The sequence below is a fragment of the Methylophilus sp. TWE2 genome (assembly GCF_001183865.1).
Lineage (GTDB): Bacteria > Pseudomonadota > Gammaproteobacteria > Burkholderiales > Methylophilaceae > Methylophilus.
Map to the genome: position 1 here is coordinate 1,622,421 of NZ_CP012020.1, position 24,582 is coordinate 1,647,002.

Genomic DNA, 24,582 nt, shown 5'->3' on the forward strand with positions numbered 1-24,582 from the left:
CCTTATGCATTGATGTGATTTTTTGAGGTTGGGTAATTCTGGCTGGAAAAAGCAACGCCACCAGTCACGTAATTCGTGGTTTGCCCCATTTGGATGATCGCCGGGACATCCAGGATCAGTGCGACTGAACCGTCGCCCATGATGGTAGCGCCAGAGACGCCGGGAATACGTTTGAAGTTGGTTTCCAGGCTCTTGATCACCACTTGCTGTTGGCCGACCAGTCGGTCGACAAACAAGGCAGATTTTTTGCCATCTGCTTCCAGGATCAACAACACACCATCGGTCGGGTTGGTGATCTGGGTCGGGTGATTAAACAAGGCATGCAAGGCAATAATCGGCAGATATTCCCCACGCACGTGCACCATCAGGCCTTCGCCAGTCACCGTTTTCAGGTCCTCGGCGCGAGGCTGCAGTGTTTCTACAATCAGGTTTAAAGGCACGACGTAGACACTCTTGTCCAGAGAAACGGACATGCCGTCCAAGATTGCCAGTGTTAACGGCAATGAGATCGAAATGGTTGTGCCATAGCCCAATGCAGAACGGATCTCGATATTGCCGCCCATGGCAGTAATATTCCGTTTCACGACATCCATGCCCACACCTCGGCCCGAAACGTCAGTCACCACTTCTGCGGTAGAGAACCCTGGTGCAAAAATCAGGTTATATACTTCTGCATCTGTCATGCTTTCGTTGACAGGCAGGCCATTGGAAGCGGCCTTAGCCAGGATTCTATCGCGGTTCAAGCCGCCACCATCATCCGTCACTTCAATCACAATGCTACCGCCTTTATGTGCGGCAGACAGGGTCAGCGTTCCGTTCTCTGCTTTGCCCATCTGTTTACGCACTTCAGGTTTTTCAATGCCATGGTCGACACTGTTACGTACCAGGTGGGTCAATGGATCCACGATACGTTCAATCAAGCTCTTATCCAGCTCTGTGGTTGCACCACTGGTGACGAAATCCACTTTTTTGCCGAGTTTGCCAGCCAGGTCACGCACCATGCGTGGAAAGCGTGAAAACACGAAATCCATGGGCATCATACGAATAGACATGACAGACTCTTGCAGGTCACGCGTGTTACGAGTGAGCTGGCTCACGCTATTGATCAGCGCTTCGTTATCCATAGGATCCAGCGCATTGACACGTTGCTCAATCATGGCTTGTGTAATCACCAGTTCGCCCACCAGGTTAATCAACTGGTCAACTTTTTCGATGCCCACACGGATAGAGCTGCTTTCAGCATTTTGGGTAGCGGCAGGTTTGTCAGACTCGCGACGGGACTGGTTGCGGCGCTCTTCCTGTGCAGCAGGTGCTGCTGCCACAGGTGCGGCTGCGACCTCTTCTTTCGCTTTAGTCAACGCAGCGGCGGCATTGTCATCACCAATCATTTGCGCTTTGGGTGCATCAGGATGTGGCTTGAATGGGGCGAAGAAACCATATCCCTCTTCTTGCTGCTCCTGGCCATTTTCGGCAAACAGGCCATAGCCCATTTCTTCCGCCACTTTTACTTTACCATCATCGGCAGTGCCTTCAGCCGTTTTGATAATAGGGTCATCATCAAAGAAACCATAGCCAACATCGGCGTCTGCTGCCGGAGTGGCGGCCTCCACAGCCACTGCGGCCGGGGCAGTCGCTGGCGGTGCAGTTTCAGCCGTAACTGCTGTTTCACCAGCCACCTGGATCACTAGGGCATCGGCATCTACAATAAAGGAGCAAATAGAGACGATATCATCAGCGCTGGAATCGGTTTTCACCAGTAATGCATGCGCATTCTCACCACGTTGATAGGCGGCGACTTCACCCAGCAAGGCCAGCTCATCCTTCAGATTGACCAAGTCTCTTTCAGTCACCTGAGGTAAGCCAACGTCATACAGGGTAATGCCTTTTGCTTTTTCTTCATCTGTAATCGTCAGTGCGGGTTTTTCAGTGGCGACGACGAGTACTTCAGGTTCTGGCGTAGAGGCAGCAATCACCGGGTCGGCAGGAATCGCACTGTTACCTTCCGACAGTGATTTGAGCATCATGGAAACATCACTCACTTGCTCAGCATTGACTTCAGAACCATGGCGATGGCCGTCAACCTGCATTTTGATCACATCCTTGGCGGCTAAAAAGGCATCGACGTGTTCTGTGGTCAGCGCCATTTCATTCTTACGGATTTTATCCAGCAGGTTTTCCAGCACATGGGTAATTTCCGCCATGTCCATAAAACCAAAAGTCGCAGCGCCCCCCTTGATGGAGTGTGCCGCCCTGAAAATAGCGTTTAATTGCTCATTATCAGGAGACTCTACGTCAATACTCAGCAACAGGTGTTCTGCTTCAGCCAATAACTCTTCGGCCTCGTCAAAGAACACCTCATAAAACTGGCTCATATCCACTGTCATTGTTTACTCCAGTCCTTTACCTATCGATGCCTAAGCACCGATTACTTTTTGTACAACCTCAATCAGGCGTTTTGGGTCAAAAGGCTTGACCAGCCAGCCGTTGGCGCCGGCAGCTTTACCTTTGGCCTTCATCTCATCAGAAGACTCGGTAGTCAGCATCAGGATAGGCACGCGTTGGTAAGACGCCAGCGTACGTAAATTGGTGATCAGTGTCAGGCCATCCATGACCGGCATGTTTTGGTCAGTCAACACCAGGTCCACGGTTTTCTCTTTGGCCTTGTTCAGGCCATCCTGGCCATCCACTGCCTGCACAACATCATAGCCGGCGGCCTTTAGGCTAAAAGCCACCATCTGACGCAATGATCCGGAGTCGTCTACTGTTAAAATTGTTTTCGCCATGTTTGATTCGCCTTTTTCACTAATTTGTTAACGCCATTGTGATTAAAATAAATCGATGTCACCGGTAGCCAAATCCTGCTGGTTGACCGACTTGCGTAAATTGCCGGTCAGATGCTGGCTACCCTGATCAAAATTCTGGTTGAGCTGCATGATGAAATTCCTGATTTCTTCATGCTCGTCCTCTGCCGCCATCGGAAACTGATGGCTGGAAAGCTCATGTAATAATTCTTTCAACCCGTTCACGCGGTTAATGGTGCGCTGTAACAACTGGTTGGTCATGTCCTGAAACTGCATGCCGGTGACCACCTTGTTCACTTCCTGGCCAATATTGTCCTGGAACACCTGTAATTGCTGCATTTCTTCTGGCAGCAATTTACCTGCATCGGCCAACAGTTGTAATGCGGATTGCTGCTCCAGCAATTGGGCATATACCGTCATAAAACTTGCACTCAGTTTTTCGATCGCTTCATTGAGCAAAAAGGCTGTCTGCTGCAGATCGGTTTCGATCTCGAGCAAATGCCAGTCGCCATGACGCGAGACCGCGGCCAGTAATTCTCGTAGTTCTTCTATGGGCAATGTTTTCATAGTGGTCCTATCTTGCCTGATTCCCCTGGTTTTCAATCAAGAAATAAACCATGTAAAAATGATTCATTTCTTGTACGTAACGGCTAGCCACGTTCTATTGCGTTGGCTATTCCGGTTTTTTCTGCAATGCTTCCACCTGCGATTTATCCTGTTCACTCACAGAAATCTGTTCGTTATCCTTGAGCAAGTCCTCTTCGGTTTCTTTGTTCATGACGATGAGACTGATACGCCGATTAATCGGGTTAAACGGATTTTCCTTATCCATCATGATGGCTGAACCCAGGCCGACTACCCGCATGAGTTTGGTTTCATCCATGCCTCCCGCAATCAACTCGCGTCGAGAGGCATTGGCCCGGTCCGCTGACAATTCCCAGTTACTGTAGCCCTGATCTCCATGCGCATAAGCTGCTGCATCGGTGTGGCCAGACAGGCTGATTTTGTTATCTACCCCGTTCAGGGTTTTGCCAATTTCACGCAAAATTGTTTTGGCGTAAGGCTGCAATTCCGCTTTGGCGTTTTCAAACATGGGACGGTTCTGCTCGTCAATGATCTGTACGCGCAAACCTTCACTGGTGATATCCAGCTTGAGTTGGGACTTGAACTGTTGCAGCGTCGGGTTATCTTCAATCGCCTGCTCGATTTTGGCCTTGAGTGCTTCCAGTTTGACTTTTTCGGCTTGCTTCAACGCTTCTTTAACATCTTCAATTTTGACAGTCTTGAGTTTGCCCGGATCGCCTTCTACCGGTTTCACCTGGCCTTGTTTCTTGGTGACATCCTTACCACCCGTATTTCTCAATGCCGAGTCACTCTGGCCCAGTGACGGGCCCATGAGTACCATGTGCAAAGGCGTTTGAAAGTATTCAGCAATGCCCTCTTTTTGCGCTTTCGAAGTTGAGCCTAGTAGCCACATCAGCAAAAAAAACGCCATCATCGCTGTAACAAAGTCGGCATAGGCAATCTTCCAGGCACCACCGTGATGGCCGCCGCCGTTCTTTTTGATCTTCTTAACGATAATCGGGGCAATACGTTCTTCAGCCATGACGCTCTCCTGGCGGTCTTAATGTAATTACTTGGATTTGGCCTGTTTGACGTGCTCTTCGAGCTCGGTAAAGCCAGGGCGCTCGGTTGAGTACAATACTTTGCGGCCGAATTCCACTGCAATCGGTGGCGCATAGCCATTCAGGCTAGCCAGCAATACAACTTTAACGGTCTGGAAACTCTTGCTGGATTCTTCCAGCTTCTGTTCCAGCAAACCGGACAAGGGACCAATAAAACCATATGCCAGTAAAATACCGAGGAAAGTCCCTACCAGCGCATGGGCAATCAGGATACCTAGCTCAGCGGGTGGCAACGCCACGTTTTCCATGGTGTGTACCACCCCCATCACCGCAGCCACGATACCAAACGCTGGCAAACCGTCACCCAGTTTGGCAATACAATGCGCGGGTACATGGCCTTCCATATGGTGCGTTTCCAGTTCGTTATCCATCAGGTTTTCGACCTGGAAGGCATCCATATTGCCTGACACCATCAGGCGAAGGTAATCGCAAATGAACTCAATCAGGTGATGGTCGTGCTGGATGGAGGGATATTTACTGAACAAGGCACTGGATTCAGGATCCTCAATGTCTTTTTCAATCGACATCAGCCCATCCTTGCGGATTTTGGTCAGGATTTCAAACAGCAAGGCTAGTAAATCCATATAGAGCTGTTTGTTATATTTGGAACCTTTAAACAAGGTTGGGATTGATTTCATGGTGGCCTTGATCGCTTTACTGTCATTACCGACAATAAAGGCACCAAACGCACCACCGAAAATCATCATGACCTCCAGCGGCTGCCACAATGCGCCCAAGTGTCCACCGGCCAGTGCATAACCCCCAAAAATCATGCCACAAACGACTACGTATCCAATGATGACAAACATGCTTTACTCCGCTTTTAGCATTTAATATGGACAGCATATCAACCTGGCATGAAATTCATTTTTCCAAATAAAAGGGATTTAGCTAGCCAAATTGGTTGGCTAAGTGAACGAAGATCGCAGGGGTGAAATTAAATTTGGCAGAAAAATATGGAAGCAAAAACACACACTATTGTTGATGCGATCTTGCTAGGGCCTGTTAACGCTATTTCGATTGTCGATGTTGCCTCTGTCATCAGTGTTATCAAGGCGTGAGAAGCGCAGTTTGGTGATTCCCAACAAGCGTCGAGCAATGCGCAGAGCGCAGATGACAGAGGTAACCCTGCGGGCTGGAGTCATTGATTCGCTTCGCTGTCTATCGCTTATCCAGCAAACTACACTGCTCTCTTTCCGCCTTGCGTAACGAATAAATGCTCTCCAGCAGTGGCAACTGAAATAGCGTTAACAGGCCCTAGGAAAAGATGCATAACGAAACCACTCAAAATATCGTGGCCATTATTGGCTGGTGCTACAAGGATATTAGCCTATTTGATAAACGTACAAGGCTGGTGCGTTGACGGCAGGGTAAATGATTCGACTAGCATGGACATCAGGCACCGGAAACTCAGAACTGACAAACAAACTGCCTGGCTGCATCTCTTGTTGTACTTTTTGCCAGACGTCGTTCATGACCGCAGGCGAAAGATAGGCAAAGACCACGTCTAATTCTGCAAAATCCAGTTGGCGGTAGTCACCCAACGTAAACTTGACACTGGTACCTGAAAAGATGGCCCGTACAGCACTGATGGCCCACGGTAATGGTGCAATTTCGATGCCTGAGACATCATCGTGAATACGCTGTTTGGCGAGAAACATGGCAATATCGCCGATGCCACTACCAATATCCAGTACTTTCAGTGAGTGATCATCCGCATGTTGCTCCAAGATACGGTGCATGGCTCGCCAGGTGGACGGAAAAGAGGGATAAAACGGAACGCGGGTGTTATACACTGACCAGTAAAGCGCCAGGGTCATGATAAACCCGGCAAAATACACACCAGCAGGCAATGCGACCTGCTGCATGAACACGACAGCCAGCGGGAAAATGACATGGATCCAGCGCCACCACACCGGCATACCGGCTAATTTTGCCAGTAGGCTGACCATGCATATATGCAACAACAGCCAGCACCAGAGGGAATCCAGAGGAATCCCCAGGCTATGCAACTCAAACGCAAATACGCTGTTGATGACGCTGCCTGCGAGGCTCGTCAACAACAGCATACTCACACACTGGATCAGCAAGGCCTGCGCCCATAATCTTTTTGGCAAGAGACGCTGCATCCATGCTTGGGATGGTAACGCCTCTGCCGAGAGTTTTACTGAATGCATGCTAATCCTTCATTTCGCAGGAATCATCACCTGCTCACTACTTAAGCAGTCATAGACACCAGTTTGTAGCTGAGTTCTTTGGCTTTTTTGGTTTTGCCGGCACGTGAAGGCACGTGGCACAGGTTGCATACATAGTTCTGATTCAGGTCGTAGCTGTTGACGATGTATTGACCGCCACAGCAATGACAGACTTTGGTTGTCAGCATTTTGCTTTCGATAAAACGTACCAGCGTCCAGGCACGGGTCAGTGATAATACTGGTTCGTCTTGTTGGGCTGGATCAGGATTTTGTACTTGCTGTATATACAGGGTGTAGGCTTTAATGATGGCCTGGATACCGTCTACGCCAGCGTACTCCACCATAAAGCGGTAGATGTTATAGAAAATTGAAGAGTGGATATTAGGCTGCCAGGTCAAAAACCAGTCAGTAGAGAATGGCAACATGCCTTTAGGTGGAGAAACGCCTTTCATCTCTTTGTACAGCTTGATCAAACGCTCACGTGACAAAGTGGTTTGTGATTCCAGCAGTTGCAGGCGTGCGCCCAGTTCAATCATTTGCATGGCCAGTTGAATTTGTTCAGCCTCGTTGACTACACTCTTCTTTTGCATGATAACCCTCTTTTCTATTTCTAATCGTCAGATGGAAACGGGACAACCGTTATATAGTAGATTCTGCAGCCTGGGCAGACATCAACACTGCTGTGTGCAAGTGCGCTTGGGCTGGGTCTTTGGCGTAGCTGGTCAACATGCCCAGGATTTCGCTATCATCAAAACGGAAGCGAGTCAGCAACATATTGGTGTTACAGAGTTTAAGGAGTTGCAAGTTAGTCAGGTTTTCCAACAGGTCTGCGATTTCCTTATTAATACCAAGGCGGAAGATGGCAGTCGCTTTGTCAGCGCGGATCAGTTGTTGGGCCAACATCAGGTAGTTCAGGTTGGCATCCTTGATTTCAGCGAGTAAATCGTTTTGCATGTTCATGATCTTTTCTCCGTTTTTTAGCGTTGATTTAAGTACGCCTGAGCGTTAGGCGTACTTTGCGCGCAATCATGAACTGCAACAAGCAGGCTTTGTCGGTTTCTTTTGTAAGACAGACGAAAACGGCCACGTAGGTGTTTGTCTTACAAACGCTTACGTGGCTACTATCATAACTATAAATATCAATAAGTTATGATTTATATTTAAAGTTAAACTGCAATAAAAGTATGACTATCTTCGCAGTGTCTTGTCCTTTCCAATTCAAAAAATAATTAAAGTTTTCCGGTTGTATTCCGTAAACAACTGTTTTTTGTTTGCTTTAGTTTGCCTTTTCTCTTTCATCAATGCTTTTTGCCCTATCCCGGTTAACGACAGCACAAACTAAAACTTTAGGGTCGGGTTATAAAAAAATCTCAAAAATTTCATAAGGCATTGTTTTAAATATGAAAATAATTTTTTATTTTGCACTTATTAACATTTAAAGCAATGTAAATGATGGAAAGCGGTCAATAAGCCCTTTTATTCCCATGATAAAAATGCACTTATCTGTCCAATAATCACCCTTAAGAAATGCAACCTGTGTTGTATCCGTGAAACGAAAGAGTTTAGGACATGGCAGCTGAAGACAGCGATATGGAAAAAACCGAAGACGCGTCCCCCAAGCGATTGGAGAAGGCACGCGAAGACGGCGATGTTCCCCGGTCGCGCGAATTGGCTGCGTGTGCTGTGCTGTTTACCAGTGGTATGGCGATCATGATGTTGAGCCGCCCCATGGGGGATGCCATGAAGAATGTATTGCGGCAAGGTCTGAGCATAGACCGGGCCATGGCATTTGAACCGCAGCTGTTGATCGTACATATGGTGAAAGTGATTGAGCAGGCGATGTGGGCTTTTCTACCACTGGCAGTGATTATTGTTTCTGTGGCGGTGGCTGCCCCTATTCTGGTCGGCGGCTGGGTAATGTCACAGAAGTCTGTGGTGCCTAATTTTGGCAAACTGAACCCAATGAAGGGACTGGCTAACCTGTTCTCCAAGAACTCACTGGTTGAATTAGTGAAATCGATTGCTAAAACAGTGCTGGTGGCCTCGGTCGGTTATGCAATCGTCAAGAAAGACTTGCAGCCGATGCTGGGGTTGTCCCAGATGCCGTTGGAAGCCAGTATCAGCACTGTGCGCGATTATATGGTCACCGGATTTCTGACCATCGCTTCTGCATTAGTACTCATTGCCGTGATTGATGTGCCCTACCAGCTTTATCAATATGCACAGAAACACAAAATGACCAAACAGGAACTCAAGGATGAGTCCAAGGAATCTGAAGGTAGCCCTGAGATTAAAGGTCGTATCCGCCAACAACAACGCGAGATGGCCCGCAGAAGAATGATGAGTAACGTACCGCAGGCTGATGTGGTGATTACCAACCCAACCCACTACGCGGTCGCGATACGTTATAAAGAAGGTGAAAACGGTGCCCCTGTTGTGGTGGCCAAAGGGGCGGATGTGATTGCCCAAAAAATCAAGGAAATTGCTGCTGAACATCAAGTCATGACCTTGGAATCCCCAAAACTGGCACGTGCCTTGTATGCCCATGCCGAATTGGAGCGCGAGATTCCACAAACGTTGTATTCAGCGGTGGCTGAAATTCTGGCCTATGTGTTTCAACTGCGTGTATTCAATCAGCATGGTGGTGTGCGTCCGGTCATGCCGGTTAATGTACCAGTACCAGATGCATTGGATCCACATGCATTGAATGCCGCGCCTGCGACTGCAGCCGAGATTGAGTAATTGAAGGTTTAGGAGTTTAAGATGAACAACTGGCAACAATGGATGGGAAAACTGGATGGCCGCGCAGTCGCGGCACCACTCATTATTGTATTGCTGTTGGCCATGATGATCCTGCCGTTACCGGCCATCATGCTCGATGTGTTCTTCACTTTTAATATTGCGCTGTCTATCCTGGTACTGATGATAGGCTTGCAAACCACCAAGCCACTAGACTTTATCGCCTTCCCTACCGTGTTGCTGATGACCACCATGCTGCGTCTGGCATTGAATGTTGCTTCTACCCGTGTAGTACTGACTGAAGGCCACGCCGGACCGGATGCCGCTGGTAAAGTCATTGAGGCATTTGGTCACTTCCTGATCGGCGGTAACTACGCGGTTGGTATCGTGGTGTTTGTGATTTTGACCATTATCAACTTTACCGTGATCACTAAAGGTGCTGGTCGTATTGCTGAAGTGGGCGCACGTTTCACCTTGGACGCAATGCCAGGTAAACAAATGGCGATTGACGCTGACCTGAATGCCGGCCTGATTGGTGAAGATGAAGCCCGTCGCCGCCGTAAAGAAGTTGGCCAGGAATCCGAATTCTATGGCGCCATGGATGGTGCCAGTAAATATGTACGTGGTGACGCGATTGCTGGCATCATGATCATCCTGATCAATATTGTGGGTGGCCTGATTGTCGGTATGGTGCAGCATGACCTTAGTTTTGGCGATGCAGTTAAAAACTATACCATGCTGGCGATTGGTGACGGCCTGGTGGCCCAGATTCCTTCGCTGGTGATTTCTATCGCTGCCGGTGTGGTGGTTTCCCGTGTAGCCAACAATGAAGATATCGGCGGCCAGTTGATTACTCAATTGTTTGAGAATCCACGCGTCTTGACTATCACTGCGGGCATCATCGGCGGTATCGGCCTGATTCCAGGCATGCCTCACCTGGCGTTCCTGGGCTTGGGTGGCTTACTCGGTGGCATGGCCTATTCTGTCAAACAAAAACAAGAAAAAGCCAAACAACAGGCTATTCTGGAGCCTAAAGCAGAAGACAAGCTGGTCCCAGCCAGTGAAGCCGAAGAAGCGACCTGGAACGATGTGCTGCCTGTAGATACCATTGGACTCGAAGTGGGTTATCGTTTGATTCCACTGGTTGACAAAGGCCAGGGGGGCGAGCTGCTCAAGCGCATTAAAGGTATCCGCAAGAAATTCGCCCAGGAAATCGGCTTTTTGGCGCCTACAGTGCACATCCGTGACAACCTGACATTGAAACCGAATGCGTATCGCATCACGATGAAAGGTGTGGAAATGGCCACGGGTGAATCCAACTATAGCCAGATGCTGGCGATTGACCCAGGTGCCGTGACCGGCGAGCTGGAAGGCGCTAAAACCACCGACCCGGCTTTTGGCCTGCCAGCAGTATGGATTGAGCCTGAACGCAAAGAATATGCGCAAAGCCTGGGCTATACGGTAGTAGATGCTGGCACTGTGATTGCCACCCACCTGAACCATATCATTTCACTGAATGCCGGTGAACTGCTGGGCCGTCAGGAAGTGCAACAACTGTTAGATCATTTAGGCAAGGATTCCAACAAACTGATTGAGGAAATCGTCCCCAAAATGATCACTCTCTCCAGCCTGCAGAAAGTACTACAAAACCTGCTCAACGAAGGCGTGCATATTCGCGATATGCGCTCCATCCTGGAAACGATTGCCGACCACGCACAATATACACAGGATGCCAACGACCTGACCGCCATGGTGCGTATCAAGCTCGGCCGTGCCATTGTGCAAGACCTGTTCCCATACAGCAATGAAATTACCGCCATGACGTTGGATGGACAGCTTGAGAAAATGTTACTGCAAGCCTTGCAAAACAATCAGTCCAGCCAAAGTGTGATTGAACCTGGCATTGCCGAGAGACTGTCACAACAGACAGAAGTGGCAGCCAGACAACAAGAGCAAATGGGCCTGACGCCGGTATTACTGGTCGCTGCCCCACTACGCCAGGCTTTATCCAGATTTTTAAGAAGAACTGTCCCGCATCTCAGAGTGTTGTCACATGACGAGCTGCCAGACAACAAATCCATTCGTGTCACCAGTTTAATCGGAGCGCAATAATTATGAACATCAGAAGATTTTTTGGCAAAAATGCACGTGAAGCCTTGGCGCAAGTCAAGCAAGCATTAGGTGATGATGCCATTATTGTCGCGAACCGCAGTGTCAATGGTGGTACCGAAATCATGGCCATGCTGGAAACCGATATTGCGACTACATCGGGCCAGGCCGCAGCAGCAACATCGATGGATAACAGTCGTAGTCTGCTCGACTTTGTGACTGCCAAGGATCAGCCTCGCCAGGTAACGCCTCAGGCAAGCACTGCGCCTGCCATGCCCGCGAATGCCCAAGCAATTGAAGAAACAGCGGTACACGAATCAGCCATTATGGATATGCTGAAACAGCACAATCAACAGCAGGAACAGGCTTACCAGGTAGCCACACAAACCCTGGAAGAAAAAATGATGGGCATGATGCAGGAAATGCGGCAGATGCGCAGCCATTTTGAAACCCAGATGAGTGCCATGACCTGGCAACACCATTTGCAACACAGCCCGGCCAAATCCAAGGTGCTGAGCACTCTGCTCTCTGCCAGTTTCAGTGCTGCACTGTCGCGCCAGATTGCCGAAAAAATGCCTAACCATATTGATGTGAACAAGGCCCCAATGTGGGCGAAAGAAGTGATCAGCCGCAATCTGCATACGCTGGACGATGAAGATGCACTGCTGGACCGTGGCGGCATTTACGCCCTGGTGGGCCCAACCGGTGTGGGTAAAACCACCACCACGGCCAAGCTGGCAGCCCGTTATGTGATGAAACATGGCACGCAAAACCTGGGGCTGATCACGACAGACAGCTACCGGATTGGTGGTTACGAGCAACTGCGTATCTACGGCAAGATCCTGGGTGTCATGGTGCATGCCGTCAAAGATGAAGAGGACCTGAAAATTGCCCTGAATGAATTGAAAAACAAGCACATGATTCTGGTAGACACCGTGGGTGTCAGTCAGCGTGATCAGGCAGTGACTGAGCAGCTGTCAATGTTGAGCCGCGCCGACTCACCGATCCAGAAATTATTGTGCCTGAATGCAACCTCCACAGGCGACACTTTGACTGATGTGATGCGTAGCTACAAAAAACATGACATTGCTGGCTGTATCGTCACCAAACTGGATGAAGCCGCTGCTATCGGCAATGTGTTGGACGTGCTGATTCGCGAACGTATGCGCCTGTTCTATACCACCAGCGGGCAGCGCGTGCCTGAGGATATTGAAGTGGCAGACAAACAGGCACTGGTAGAACGCGTGTTGACACCACATCAGGCCAGCCTGCCTTATCAATATCTGGATGAAGAGTTACCCCTGGTGATATCCAGTATGATGCAAACGGCCGCACAGGAGCACTAGCATGTTTAATTACCGTGACCAAGCAGATGGTTTGCGCCGGATCATGGCCAAGTCCTCTGCCCGTATCATCAGTGTGATTGGGGCCAATGGTCAGCCTGCGACCGCCTGGATCCGCAACTTGGCCATGAGCATGCTAATGCCAGAACAGCGTTTGCTGTTGATTCATGCCCATCGCCAGCCTGCGACGCCCTACTCTTTACAGGCCATCGCAGCCAATAACAGCGCTATCAAACGTGGAATTATTAAACATCCGCAAGGGTATGATCTCAGCTGTTTGGCTGAAAATGACCTGTTAACCTCGCCTTTATCACAAGATTTAAAAACACAACTAGACGGTATAGTGAGACAACTTGCATATGACTACGATACCGTCATGATTGAAACACAGCTGGATACACAAGCGTATGACCTGACATTGCCCGTCAGCGCTGAGCATGAACTGGTGATTCAAATGGACAGAAGCGATACCGCCATCAAAGCGGCTTATGTGACCATTAAACATATCAGCCAGCAGCATGGTGACGTCCCGTTGAGCGTCGTCGTCACTGGGGCGAGTCATGATCAAGGCCAACAATACTTTATGCGTTTGAATCAGGTTTGCAAACAGTTCCTGGGCGTGACGCTTGAGTTTCTCGGCGCGATACCGGCCGATGAAACCAGATCAGCGTCAACAATGTCGGGCCACAGGGCTGACAATGCTTTACCTAATACTCACAAACCAGGCCAGACAGCATTGGCTTTTAAATCAGTGGCACATCGTCTCGAAAAGCAACGTAACACGATGCCTTCACTGGCAGTTGCCTGACGTAGAAGAGGAAAAACATGTATACCGCTAAAGGCACAACTCACAATACCGACCAGATGCTCAAACAGCATAGCGGCCTGGTCAAGAAAATGGCTTACCAGCTGAAAGCCAAACTGCCCTCATGCGTTGAGCTCGATGACTTGGTTCAAGCTGGCATGATAGGCCTGATGGATGCCATCCAGCGTTACGAAGATACGCATGGTGCACAGTTTGAAACCTATGCTTCACAGCGTGTACGCGGTGCCATGCTCGATGAATTGCGTGGTGCCGACTGGTTGCCGCGCGGCATCCGTAAAAACATGCGTGATATCGAAGTGGCCGTACAGCAACTGGAACAAAAGCTGGGACGGCCACCGACTGAATCAGAAATTGCCAAGCACATGAACTTCAGCCTCGAAGACTACTATGATGTGCTGAGCGATTGCCAGGGTCACCAGCTGATTTATTATGAAGATTTTCAGGATGACGACGGCGGCGAACATTTTCTGGACCGTTACGTCGATGACGACAGCAGTGATCCGGTGAAAGCGCTTTTGGAAAGCGACTTCCGCGAAGCTTTGATTGACTCGATTGAGCATTTGCCTGATCGTGAAAAAATGCTGATGGGCCTGTATTACGAACAGGAACTTAACCTGAAGGAAATCGGCGCAATCATGAATGTGTCGGAATCCCGCGTATGCCAGCTGCATAGCCAGGCGGTCGCACGCTTGCGCGCCTCCATGCGCGACAGGGCCTGGACCGGAGTCGCTTGATGGATTGGGGTAGCCTGGCCGGCCTCCTGATTGCCCTTTCCGGTTTGGTACTGGGTCAGGTGATTGATGGTGGTCACCTTAACTCATTGATGCAGCCGGCAGCGTTTGCGGTGGTGATGCTGGGTACAGCAGGTGCCGTACTACTGCAAACCGAGCTCAAGTCATTTATCAAAGGCCTGCGCATGTTGCGCCTGGTCTTTGTGCATCCGCACGACGACCGGAAAAAGCTCGCGATCAAAATCAACCAATGGAGTCAGCAAGCCCGCAAGGAGAGCGTGCTGTCACTGGAAAATTATATCAAGCGAGAGCAAGATCCATTTGTACGCAAGGGATTGCAGCTCCTGGTCGATGGCACCCCTGCTGACCGTATCCGTGAAGTCTGCGCCATTGATATGTATTACTATGAGATGCAAGAGCGTGAAGCCGCAAAGGTCTGGTCTGCCGCCGGTGGTTATGCCCCTACTGTCGGCATTCTTGGTGCGGTATTGGGACTGATCCATGTCATGGAAAACCTCTCTGATCCGGCGAAAATCGGGAGCGGCATTGCCGTTGCATTCGTAGCCACCATTTATGGGGTTGCCCTGGCAAACCTCGTTTTCCTGCCCATTTCAAACAAACTCAAAGGCCATATTCAGCATGAAATGTCGCGCCGCGAAATGTTGCTGAACGCCTGGGTCTCTATCGCCCGTGGCGACAACCCAAAACTGGTCAGTGAGCGTCTTGAATCATACCTGCATCTGCGGGGATCGTAATGTACAGACGCAAAAAATGGGACGATGAGGAAGAAAGCCACGAACGCTGGCTGATCTCCTATGCCGACTTTATTACCTTGCTGTTTGCTTTTTTTGTGGTGATGTATGCCACCTCAACCATCAACCTGAATAAATACCGTGCGCTTTCTGACGCGGTGGTGACGGCTTTTCAAGGCAAGCCAGGCCAGGTGACGACACTGGATGCGCAAACACAAACCAACTTGCAGAATCAGAGCTCTCTGCTTAAACCGTTGCCTTTAAGTTATTTGTACCAGGAAAAAAAGCAGCGCGACCAGGAAAAGGTTCATGCGATTGGCCAGCAACTAGCCAACACTCTTACTCCTTGGATTGAGCAGAAGTTGATTGCAGTGTACCAATCCGATCTTGGCATAGAGGTGGATATACAAAGCAGCCTGCTGTTTAATAGTCTCCAGGCCACCTATACACCACAGGCGCTGGCGGTATTGAATGCTGCCAGTGGCCAATTAAAAAATGAATATCGCACCATACAGGTAGAAGGTCACTGCGACAGGCATTTGTTTAATGGTCAGACGGATGCAGAAACCAAGCGTTGGGAACTGAGCGCAGCGCAAGCTGCACATGTGACCGCCAGCCTTGCGGGGCTAGGCATTGCCAGCAAATGGTTATCCGCAACGGGCATGGCAGAAACCAAGCCGGTTTCAAGTAGTGACAACGAGTTTGCCCAGGCGCTGAATAGTCGCATTACCCTGCGGATTTTAACGGCAGAAAGTAGTACACAGCAGAGTAGCAATATCGCGAACAGGCAAGAGATACAGCCAGCGATAACGCCCTCCCCGGCCTTGTCTGCGACTGAGCCACAAGTCTCGCCCGCGCAAGCCACGCCTTAAGTCAGTCTCACTTGCAACCATTCGCTAAATGCTTCTATCGGCATCGGTTTGCCGAATAAAAAGCCTTGATAACGACGGCAACCGTTATTCGATAACAACTCCAACTGTGCTTGCGTCTCAACACCTTCGGCAATCACATTGAGGTACATGCTTTGTGCCATCGCAATAATTGTACGCACAATGGTGCGGTCGTGACTGTCAGTGACGAGGTCATGCACAAACGAACGGTCGATTTTAAGCTGGTACAGCGGGAGTTTCTTCAGGTATTGCAAAGAAGAATAACCCGTTCCAAAATCGTCTAATGAAAACTGTATGCCCAGCTGGCTAAGTTCTTCCATAATCAACACAGCATCGTCTACGTTCTCCAGCAACAGGCTTTCTGTTAACTCCAAGCGCAATGCGTTCGGATTAATCTGGTGGCGCTGGATACATGCTTTGACCATGTCTACGAAGTCGGCCTGACGAAACTGGCGTGCACTGATATTCACCGACAAGCTGAGCTCCCGGGTATTTAAAGATTGCTGCCAGCAGGCAATCTGAGCACAAGCCTGGTCAAGTACCCATTGACCCATCTCAACAATGAGGCCACTGTTCTCCGCAACCGAAATAAATGCCAATGGGGAAATCACCCCGCGTTGGGGATGGTGCCACCTGAGCAAGACCTCTGCCCCGAACGGCCGCCCGGTATGGTCTACCTGAACTTGGTAATACAGACGTAATTGTTGCTGGGCAATGGCTTCACGCAAATCAGCTTCAAGCATGACCTTGGTTGCAATTTCGGTTTGCATTCCCGGCTCATAGAGACAAGCTTGATTGCGCCCGGCTTGCTTGGCCTTGTGCATGGCAATATCAGCTGCTTTCACATAGTCAGTCTCGCCAGGATCTGTTTCATTAAAACTACATAAACCCATACTCGCCGTGATCGACAGTTTCTGTGCCCCTATCTTGAACGGGCGCTGAAACACTTTTTGCAACTGGCGCTGCATGTGCCACATTTGCTCTGCAGCTTCGTCAGCATGAGATGCAAGACCAGACAAGAGCACGACGAACTCGTCTCCGCCCATGCAGGCGATGAAGTGGGGTTCAGCTGCCTTCTGCAAGCGCTCTGCGACTTGATGCAATAGCTGGTTTCCTGTGGTGTGGCCATGCGCCTCATTCACCCATTTAAAGTGATCGAGGTCTATATAAATCATTCCCCATTGGCCATGGGTTGCCTCTTTGCGCAATTGATGCAGGTGTTCATACACCTTTCTACGATTAGGCAAACCCGTGACAGGTTCATAGTAAGCCAGGCTCTGGATAGACTCTTGAGATAAATGGCGGTCAACGACAATACTCACGAGTTTTGCCGCCTGCTCTATCATGGACAGCTCAAACGCGCTCGGTGTTTGGGGTTGCCGATAATACATGGCAAACGCGCCCAGCACCTCTCCTTCAGCGCTTAAAATAGGTTCAGACCAGCCCGCCTGTATGCCAGACGCCCTGGCTGCTTCACGGTGATTGAGCCAGTACGGGTGCGTCATTACATTTTCTACAACGACGCGCTGTTTTGTCGCGATCGATGTCGCAAGCGAACCATTCCCCGTATCCAATTGCAGCTGGCGCAATGTTTGCAACATTGCCTGTGGCAATGAAGATGCAATCACTGTTTGCACCAGTTTGCCCAGGTTTCTCGTTAGCACAATCGCGCAATACACTTCTGTGTGTATGCGCTCAATATCATGCACAATTTTCTCTAAAATCCTGAGCGCATCCTGCTCTTTTAAAATCAGTTCCAGCAGAGAAAATTTAATGCGTTCATAAGCAATCGCACGTAATCTTTCCTGTTGGAAATCAGCCGCAGACGGAGTCTCATGTGTTGTCTGGCGAATCAATAGCAAGCAGCGCGACTCGCCAGTCACTGATTTAAAATAATGCGCACAGCATTCCAGCCAGCGATTCTCACTATCATGGTATGCCACGTGCAACGTACGATGCCTGATGTCAGGCGCTGGCGGAGACAAAATCGCCCTGACTGGGTCATGTGCCACCAAAGGAAGATATGTCCAAAGGTGACCTTCCAACGCAGGTGAATGACTGGCCAGCACTGAGAGGCAATGGCCCTGGTCGTCTGTTTCTACTGCAAGATAAAAACCGGAAGAATCAACTTGCGAGCACCATTTTTCAAATGAATGGTTCAAGTCATGGTCTGCCAAAACGACACCATTTGGCACGAGATTTACTGTAGACATCGCATACTTTCACAACCGCAGTGCAAAATCCAACTGCCGACACATAGGCACCCCTCTGCCTGTCGGTTGTTAAGATGCCACACCCCCGAAGAATTTTAGTTTGAAGCCCATCCTGAGGAGGGCTCCTTTTATATTGACAGTAATGTGTCCAAAAAGCCGTGTGTTGTCAAGAACAATGGCTGCCGACTCGTGACATCAGCTGCATTCAGTTAGATGTTTTTAAAGCAGGTCGCCATCTCGCAAGTATCAACATGGCAAAAACGATGCTGTATATCACTGGCTCAGTGACATCTTTTTTGACCAGCCACCAATAATGCAGCAGCGCCAGGACAGCGATGACATAAACCAGCGTGTGCAGGCTTTTCCAGCGTTGTTTAAGCATCTTGATCGCTTTCTGATTGGAAGTCGCAGCCAGCGGTAAGGTCAGGACGAATGCAGTGGCACCAACGAGCACATAAGGATGCTTGATAATGTCTTTCGCAATCGCTGGCCAGTCAAACTGGTAATCCAGCCATACATAGCTGGTCAGGTGCAGGCAAGCATAGGCAAACATCCACAAGCCCAGCAAACGACGTACTGCAATCAGCCAAGGCTGTCCGGTGAAATGCCGCAAAGGAGTGATGATCAGCGAAAGTAATAAAAACACCAATGCCCATGTGCCCGTAGAACGTTCGATAAACTCGATGGGATTGGCACCAAGATTTTCTGTCACCCCCAGAATGACCAACCGCAAAATAGGCAAGCTGGCACCAAACCAAATCATGGCTTTAAGCAGGCGTATCAAGACTATTGGTTTTTTTAAGGACAGCCTGTGAAGTATTAACATGAAAGGACCTCTAGAAATACTTTTTCAAGTCCATGCCGGCATACAACTGGCCCACTTCATCATAGCCATTAAACATCCTGGTTTTGATGCGTCCCGCAAACAACCCCGCACCGATGCGCTTTTCAGAGGACTGTGTCCAGCGCGGATGATCCACCGACGGATTGACATTGGCATAAAAACCATATTCGCGGGGACTAGCCTTCATCCAGGTGGTATTGGGCATGTGTTCAACAAAACGAATTGTACTGATCGCCTTGGCTCCTTTAAACCCGTATTTCCAGGGCACGACAAGGCGTACCGGCGCACCGTTCTGATTGGGCAAAACTTTGCCATACAAACCCACCGCGAGGATGGTCAATGGCTGCATGGCTTCGTCCATGCGCAATCCCTCAGTATAGGGCCAATCCAGCACAGGAATGCGGGCCCCTGGCATATGCCGCGGGTCGTTGTATGAGATCAATTCAATGTACTTGGCATTGCCCGTCGGCTGCGCCCAGTCAATCAGGGCTTTCAGCGGCAGCCCTAGCCATGGAATCACCATAGACCAACCCTCCACACAGCGCATACGATAAATACGTTCTTCTAGCGGCGCAAGCTTCATAAGCTGTTCAAGGCTGATCGTTTTGGCTTGCTTCACCGCGCCTTCGATCTTGATTGCCCAAGGGCTGGGTTTAAACAAGGTGGACTCACGTGCCGGGTCTTCCTTGCCGGTGCCAAATTCATAATAATTGTTGTAGCCGGTCACATCCTCAAAGCTGGTCAGCTTCTCTTCCTTGCCATAAGCGGTTTTCTGGAAATCCAGGCTTGAGGCAGCTTGCAGATGGGTGGGAAATAACACACTCGTCGCAGCCACACCTGCTACTTTCAGCAACTGACGACGCTGTTCAAACATTTCTTGTGGCGTGATTTCTGAGGGCAAAATTCCGCTGGGATTACGGCGGTTGTTATCTAATAGCATAGAGGTTCCTGTATGTCATTGATGATGCTTGTTTGTCGCGTATGACACGGAAACCTTACAGCAGATTCCCCAAGGGGGTCATTGCGTTTAAGATCTGGGCACCTCAAAAGAAAAAGGGCTCATCGTGAGCCCAATAAATTAATCACCAAGAATGATAATGCAACCAGATTCTGTTAACTCTGTCATCAGTGCACTCAATGTTTTGATGGCAGTTTGAACGTTAAAATGCGGTCGCCCTGTTTAAAGCCAAACAGGGAGTTACCGCCGCTCACCACCGCAATATACTGTTCACCATTGACTTGGTAGGTAATCGGCGGCGCATTCACGCCGTATTCAGATTGATATTGCCATACCCGTTGCCCGGTCTGGCTGTCATAGGCAGAAAACCTGCCATCCCCCTCCCCGCAAAACAAGATACCGCCTGCAGTCGCCAGTACACCACCGACCAATGGCTGGCTGGTTTTTTGTTGCCAGGCAATCTGGCCAGAACGCAGGTCAATTGCGCTTAACACGCCCCAGCGTTCATCGTTAGTGGGTTCGCTGGCGGCATAACGTATCGGTTTTTCGCCTGCCTTTACTTGAGTTTCGTGCACGGTGTATTTTATCGGGCTGTGCATGGCGGCCACATAAACGGTTTGCTGGTGCTCATTCAAGCTCACCGGTGACCAGTTGGCACCGCCAAGAATCCCCGGATATATAACGGTTCCCTCCGCACTTGGTTTTTTGAACAAATTAAGCTGCGGGACAAAAGCGGCAGATTTAGCCAGGAACCGACCCGTGGCTCTATCATGAATGTAAAACCAGCCTGTTTTACTTGCCTGGCCAACGGCAGGGATGCTTTTGCCTTGGTAATGATAATTAAACAGTACTGGCGGACTGGCCAGATCATAGCCCCATAAGTCATGTGGCACTTGCTGGTAGTGCCATTTGTATTGACCTGTCTCCGTGTCCAGGGCAACTAATGACACGGTATAAAGATTGTCTCCAGGCCTGGAAACATCATTCATTTGCGGCGAAGGGTTGCCAGTACCAAAATACAGTGTATGGGTAGCAGTATCAATCGCTGGCGTACTCCAAGCAGAACCGCCGCCAAAACGTGCCGCATCCGGGTATTCATTCAAGGCAGCCTTTTCTGATGAAATATCCCGGTCGAATTGGCTACCATCAGCTGTTTGCGTTGTAAACTGTCCTTCCCAACCCTGTTGCGGAATGGTATCGAACTGCCAAATCTGGTGACCATCGTTGATATCAAACGCTGCCAGGAACCCGGGGCGGCCGTAACGGCCAGTGACACCAATCACGGCTCCAAGTGGAGCGTCACTGCGTGGATTATCAATATGCAGGCCATAGCCCACACCTGTGATGCCGATGATCACCTTATTCCGATAAACCACAGGCGCCATGGCAATGCCTACGCCTGTGCCGCCCGTCACTTTGCGGGTTTTGTTTGGATCGCTGCCGTTCAATGCATCCTGGTGCTCAGTGTTGACCTGACTTCCGGCAACATCAATATCCCATAGCTTTTTACCGCTTGCAGCATCCAAAGCGATCAGTCTGGCATCGACAGTCCCTATAAAGACCTTACCTGCTGCGACGGCAACCCCTCTATTGGCTGGTCCGCAACACATGTTCCACTCAGCCTTGCGTGTATGCGTGTATTTCCATACTTGCTTGCCAGTAAAGGCATCTAATGCTAATACATGGTTAAAAGGCAAGCTGACATACATGATGCCATTCACCACAATAGGTGTGGCTTGAAAGGTAGCTTTTATTCCGGTTTCCACCGACCATGCAGCTTGTAATTGCGCCACGTTGTGTTGATTGATTTGTGTTAGGCTGGAAAAACGTTGTGACTCCAGATTCAAACCATAACTTGGCCAGTCAATGTTGCTATCACTAGTGACAACCGGTTTAACTGTATGCGTGCAAGCGAATAGCAGACAGGATATGCCTGCAACTACACCAGATAACAGAAGGTTTTTTAGGACTGTTTTCATATCATGCAACTCATAGACTATACAGGTTAGTATACACGTTATGATGATCCTGTTGAAACGCTCACTGGCCTCTTTTGAAAATTTTTTTTAATTGGTGAAACTAAATCTGGTTGGGAACAGCCATAGACAAGAATTGTTAACTTGTACAACAATCATAATCATGACAATTACATCGACAAAAACATCAATTGCATTACAACTGGCTGAAAAAGGATTACTGTCTGATGCAGTGATCCGCATGGGAATACGCAAACTTTGCCAATCCAGGTTACGCGAAATCGCCGAACAGGATTGCGAACGAACACAAGCTAACCTGATTGCATTTATAGAGCAGATGCAGCTTGCCGAGATTGCACCATTACCAGAAAAAGCGAATGCCCAGCACTATGAAATCCCGGCAGCCTTTTATCAATACTGCCTGGGTATCAACCGCAAATACAGCAGTTGCTTCTGGTTGCCTGACACACAAACGCTGGATGAAGCAGAGGAGCTGGCACTGGCACAAACCTGTGCGCATGCGCGCCTGGGTGGCCCCCTGCAAATTCTTGAACTAGGGTGTGGTTGGGGTTCACTGACCCTGTGGATGGCCAGCCATTATCCCGATGCCCAGATTACTGCCGTGTCAAACTCTGCTTCGCAACGCGAATATATCCTGCAACAAGCAAAAGATCGGGGGTTGTCCAATATTCATATCATCACCGCTGATATGAATGTCTTTGATATTGATCAGACGTTTGACCGGATTGTTTCAGTAGAAATGTTTGAACACATGCGCAATTACGCTCTGTTATATGCCAAGGTGGCTCGCTGGCTCAAGCCAGGCGGCCTCTTTTTCAAGCATATTTTCGTACACCGGAGCGCCGCCTACACTTTTGATGTCAAAGCAGAGGATGACTGGATGAGCCAGTATTTTTTTAGTGGCGGCATGATGCCCAGTGATCAATTGCCCCTTTACTTTCAGGACGATCTCAAAATCATTGATACTTGGCGCTGGAACGGGACCCACTATCAAAAAACAGCCAATGCCTGGCTGGAAAACATGGACAGCCATCATGCCGAACTGACACCGGTTCTACAGTCAATTTACGGGCAAGCGGATGCAGAGCGCTGGCGTCAACGCTGGCGTATATTTTTCATGGCATGTGCCGAGTTGTTTGGTTATAACCAGGGACAAACCTGGTGGGTCAGCCATTATCTGTTTTCAAAGAGATAAGCGAAAAGACTGAATATGCCCTCCTCCAAGCTGATCATCTTTAATTTTGTTTCATTTCAACTGCTGTGGTGGGCATGCGTGCTCTCTGCCGGGACTGGCAAAGAAGACACCCTGCTTTGCCTGATTGGTTTACTCACCTTGATGCATTTACACTGGATGGAAGGCTGGGAGCAATCCCTCCCTTTGATACTCACCGCGCTCACCGGCTGCATATTCGACCAAGTGGTCTATAGCATGGGCTGGGTCAGTTTTGATCTTCAGTCCGAGGCGATCAGTTATATCCCCAGCTGGATGATTGCATTATGGCTGGCTTTTGCGTGTACACTTAATGTTAGTATGCGCTGGTTACAGCATCAATTAGCCCTTGCCGCGCTACTGGGCGCCATTTTTGGCCCATTAGCGTATTTAGGGGCTGAAAAGTTAGGTGCTGTTACCTTACCCGGCCCAACATCAGACTTGGCCTGGATTGCACTGGAATGGGGTCTGGTATTGCCACTACTGCTCTGGATCCGTGCCACGTTCAACGCAACCCTGCAAGTGAGGCCAGTATGATTTACAGCTATGCTTTGATTGCCATTATTGCGTTTGCACTGACAGGCTGGCTGTTGAGTTTTGCGACGCATAAATACAGCCACGTCGATAGCATGTGGAGCCTGTTCATGCTCATGACGGCTTGTGTCAGCGCCATATTCATGCCGGATTTATCCCTGCGCGCCTGGCTGGTGCTGGTTGCCGTGAGTCTATGGGCATTCAGGCTGAGCATTTTTCTCACCTGGCGTAACTGGGGGAAAGAAGATCATCGGTACGATACCATCCGCAAAAATAACGAACCTCACTTCTGGTTAAAAAGCCTGTACATCATCTTTGGATTCCAGGCCCTCCTGGCCTGGGCAATTTCTTATCCTCTGTATGTGTCTATTACCAGCCATTCACCCATGCAATGGCTGGATGGTGCCGCAATAGTGTTATTTGTCATAGGTTTTTATTGGGAAGCCGTTGCCGACTGGCAATTAATGCAGTTTCGCCGCAAAAATATGGGCGCAGATGGCGTGCTGCAAACCGGACTCTGGCGCTACAGCCGCCACCCAAATTACTTTGGCGAATGCTTGATCTGGTGGGGGTTTGCCTTGTTTGGGGCCGCAACCGGTAATCCTTGGGTCTGGTTTTCCCCTGTGATCATGACCTTTTTGCTGCTCAAAGTCAGCGGAGTCAGCCTGATGGAGCAGACCATCCATAGCCGTCGACCAGGCTATGCCGAGTATGCCAAACGTACCAACGCATTTATTCCCGGGATTCCAAAATGA

General features: G+C 49.5%; 22 protein-coding genes. 10 read left to right on the top strand and 12 right to left on the bottom strand.

The features are described 5' to 3' along the window. Positions 1-2: 2 nt before the first annotated feature. The 8 genes from cheA to flhD form a co-directional block, all read right to left on the bottom strand. Positions 3-2,384 (bottom strand): chemotaxis protein CheA, encoded by a 2,382-nt coding sequence (gene cheA / locus ACJ67_RS07830; RefSeq protein ID WP_049638590.1) that lies wholly within the window; start codon positions 2,382-2,384, stop codon positions 3-5. 30 nt (positions 2,385-2,414) lie between these two features. After that, positions 2,415-2,783 (bottom strand): response regulator, encoded by a 369-nt coding sequence (locus ACJ67_RS07835; protein ID WP_019882300.1) that lies wholly within the window; start codon positions 2,781-2,783, stop codon positions 2,415-2,417. A gap of 42 nt (positions 2,784-2,825) precedes the next feature. After that, positions 2,826-3,368: a hypothetical protein gene (locus ACJ67_RS07840; protein ID WP_049638591.1), complete on the bottom strand. Its 543-nt coding sequence runs from the start codon at positions 3,366-3,368 to the stop codon at positions 2,826-2,828. Positions 3,369-3,474: 106 nt separating this feature from the next. Next, complete coding sequence (gene motB, locus ACJ67_RS07845; RefSeq protein WP_049638592.1) at positions 3,475-4,407, bottom strand: flagellar motor protein MotB; 933 nt, start codon at positions 4,405-4,407, stop codon at positions 3,475-3,477. 27 nt (positions 4,408-4,434) lie between these two features. Beyond that, positions 4,435-5,295, bottom strand: coding sequence for a flagellar motor stator protein MotA (gene motA, locus ACJ67_RS07850; protein WP_049638593.1), 861 nt, complete (start codon positions 5,293-5,295; stop codon positions 4,435-4,437). A gap of 516 nt (positions 5,296-5,811) precedes the next feature. After that, positions 5,812-6,663, bottom strand: a complete 852-nt coding sequence (locus ACJ67_RS07855) for a class I SAM-dependent methyltransferase (RefSeq protein WP_231587123.1) — start codon at positions 6,661-6,663, stop codon at positions 5,812-5,814. A 41-nt stretch (positions 6,664-6,704) separates the two neighbouring features. Next, positions 6,705-7,271, bottom strand: a complete 567-nt coding sequence (gene flhC, locus ACJ67_RS07860) for a flagellar transcriptional regulator FlhC (protein ID WP_049638594.1) — start codon at positions 7,269-7,271, stop codon at positions 6,705-6,707. 49 nt (positions 7,272-7,320) lie between these two features. Beyond that, a complete protein-coding gene (gene flhD, locus ACJ67_RS07865; RefSeq protein ID WP_018985217.1) occupies positions 7,321-7,641 on the bottom strand; it encodes a flagellar transcriptional regulator FlhD in 321 nt (106 codons plus the stop codon). A 609-nt stretch (positions 7,642-8,250) separates the two neighbouring features. Here flhD and flhB point away from each other — a divergent pair. From flhB to ACJ67_RS07900, 7 genes are read left to right on the top strand one after another with little or no spacing between them, the layout of a single operon-like run. Further along, positions 8,251-9,423 carry a flagellar biosynthesis protein FlhB gene (gene flhB, locus ACJ67_RS07870; protein WP_049638595.1) on the top strand — a complete coding sequence of 391 codons (1,173 nt, stop codon included), beginning with the start codon at positions 8,251-8,253 and terminating at the stop codon, positions 9,421-9,423. Between the two features lie 21 nt (positions 9,424-9,444). Beyond that, complete coding sequence (gene flhA, locus ACJ67_RS07875; protein WP_049638596.1) at positions 9,445-11,532, top strand: flagellar biosynthesis protein FlhA; 2,088 nt, start codon at positions 9,445-9,447, stop codon at positions 11,530-11,532. 2 nt (positions 11,533-11,534) lie between these two features. Then, positions 11,535-12,875, top strand: a complete 1,341-nt coding sequence (flhF, locus tag ACJ67_RS07880; protein WP_049638597.1) for a flagellar biosynthesis protein FlhF — start codon at positions 11,535-11,537, stop codon at positions 12,873-12,875. A 1-nt stretch (position 12,876) separates the two neighbouring features. Next, positions 12,877-13,680, top strand: a complete 804-nt coding sequence (locus tag ACJ67_RS07885; RefSeq protein ID WP_049638598.1) for a hypothetical protein — start codon at positions 12,877-12,879, stop codon at positions 13,678-13,680. 17 nt (positions 13,681-13,697) lie between these two features. Beyond that, positions 13,698-14,432, top strand: a complete 735-nt coding sequence (locus tag ACJ67_RS07890; protein WP_049638599.1) for an RNA polymerase sigma factor FliA — start codon at positions 13,698-13,700, stop codon at positions 14,430-14,432. Further along, positions 14,432-15,184, top strand: a complete 753-nt coding sequence (locus ACJ67_RS07895; RefSeq protein ID WP_049638600.1) for a flagellar motor protein — start codon at positions 14,432-14,434, stop codon at positions 15,182-15,184. The genes ACJ67_RS07890 and ACJ67_RS07895 overlap by 1 nt, the downstream gene beginning before the upstream one ends. Next, complete coding sequence (locus ACJ67_RS07900) at positions 15,184-16,053, top strand: flagellar motor protein MotB (RefSeq protein ID WP_049638601.1); 870 nt, start codon at positions 15,184-15,186, stop codon at positions 16,051-16,053. Before ACJ67_RS07895 ends, ACJ67_RS07900 begins: the two co-directional genes overlap by 1 nt. Here ACJ67_RS07900 and ACJ67_RS07905 read toward each other — a convergent pair. The 4 genes from ACJ67_RS07905 to ACJ67_RS07920 form a co-directional block, all read right to left on the bottom strand. Continuing rightward, complete coding sequence (locus ACJ67_RS07905) at positions 16,050-18,284, bottom strand: bifunctional diguanylate cyclase/phosphodiesterase (protein WP_082163960.1); 2,235 nt, start codon at positions 18,282-18,284, stop codon at positions 16,050-16,052. The genes ACJ67_RS07900 and ACJ67_RS07905 overlap by 4 nt on opposite strands. A 205-nt stretch (positions 18,285-18,489) precedes the next feature. Next, the gene (locus tag ACJ67_RS07910; RefSeq protein ID WP_049638602.1) at positions 18,490-19,110 is read right to left on the bottom strand and encodes a sulfite oxidase heme-binding subunit YedZ; all 621 of its coding nucleotides are present in this window, start codon (positions 19,108-19,110) and stop codon (positions 18,490-18,492) included. A 10-nt stretch (positions 19,111-19,120) separates the two neighbouring features. After that, on the bottom strand, positions 19,121-20,068 hold the full coding sequence (gene msrP, locus ACJ67_RS07915; RefSeq protein ID WP_049638603.1) for a protein-methionine-sulfoxide reductase catalytic subunit MsrP: 948 nt from the start codon (positions 20,066-20,068) through the stop codon (positions 19,121-19,123). A gap of 194 nt (positions 20,069-20,262) precedes the next feature. Beyond that, a complete protein-coding gene (locus tag ACJ67_RS07920) occupies positions 20,263-22,065 on the bottom strand; it encodes a PQQ-binding-like beta-propeller repeat protein (protein WP_197080589.1) in 1,803 nt (600 codons plus the stop codon). 160 nt (positions 22,066-22,225) lie between these two features. On the opposite strand from ACJ67_RS07920, the gene ACJ67_RS07925 reads away from it, so the two are divergent. From ACJ67_RS07925 to ACJ67_RS07935, 3 genes are read left to right on the top strand one after another with little or no spacing between them, the layout of a single operon-like run. After that, the gene (locus tag ACJ67_RS07925; protein WP_049638604.1) at positions 22,226-23,278 is read left to right on the top strand and encodes a cyclopropane-fatty-acyl-phospholipid synthase family protein; all 1,053 of its coding nucleotides are present in this window, start codon (positions 22,226-22,228) and stop codon (positions 23,276-23,278) included. A gap of 15 nt (positions 23,279-23,293) precedes the next feature. Further along, entirely contained in the window at positions 23,294-23,830 is a 537-nt protein-coding gene (locus tag ACJ67_RS14515; protein ID WP_053092890.1) for a DUF2878 domain-containing protein, read from the top strand. Then, complete coding sequence (locus ACJ67_RS07935) at positions 23,827-24,582, top strand: DUF1295 domain-containing protein (RefSeq protein ID WP_049638605.1); 756 nt, start codon at positions 23,827-23,829, stop codon at positions 24,580-24,582. Before ACJ67_RS14515 ends, ACJ67_RS07935 begins: the two co-directional genes overlap by 4 nt.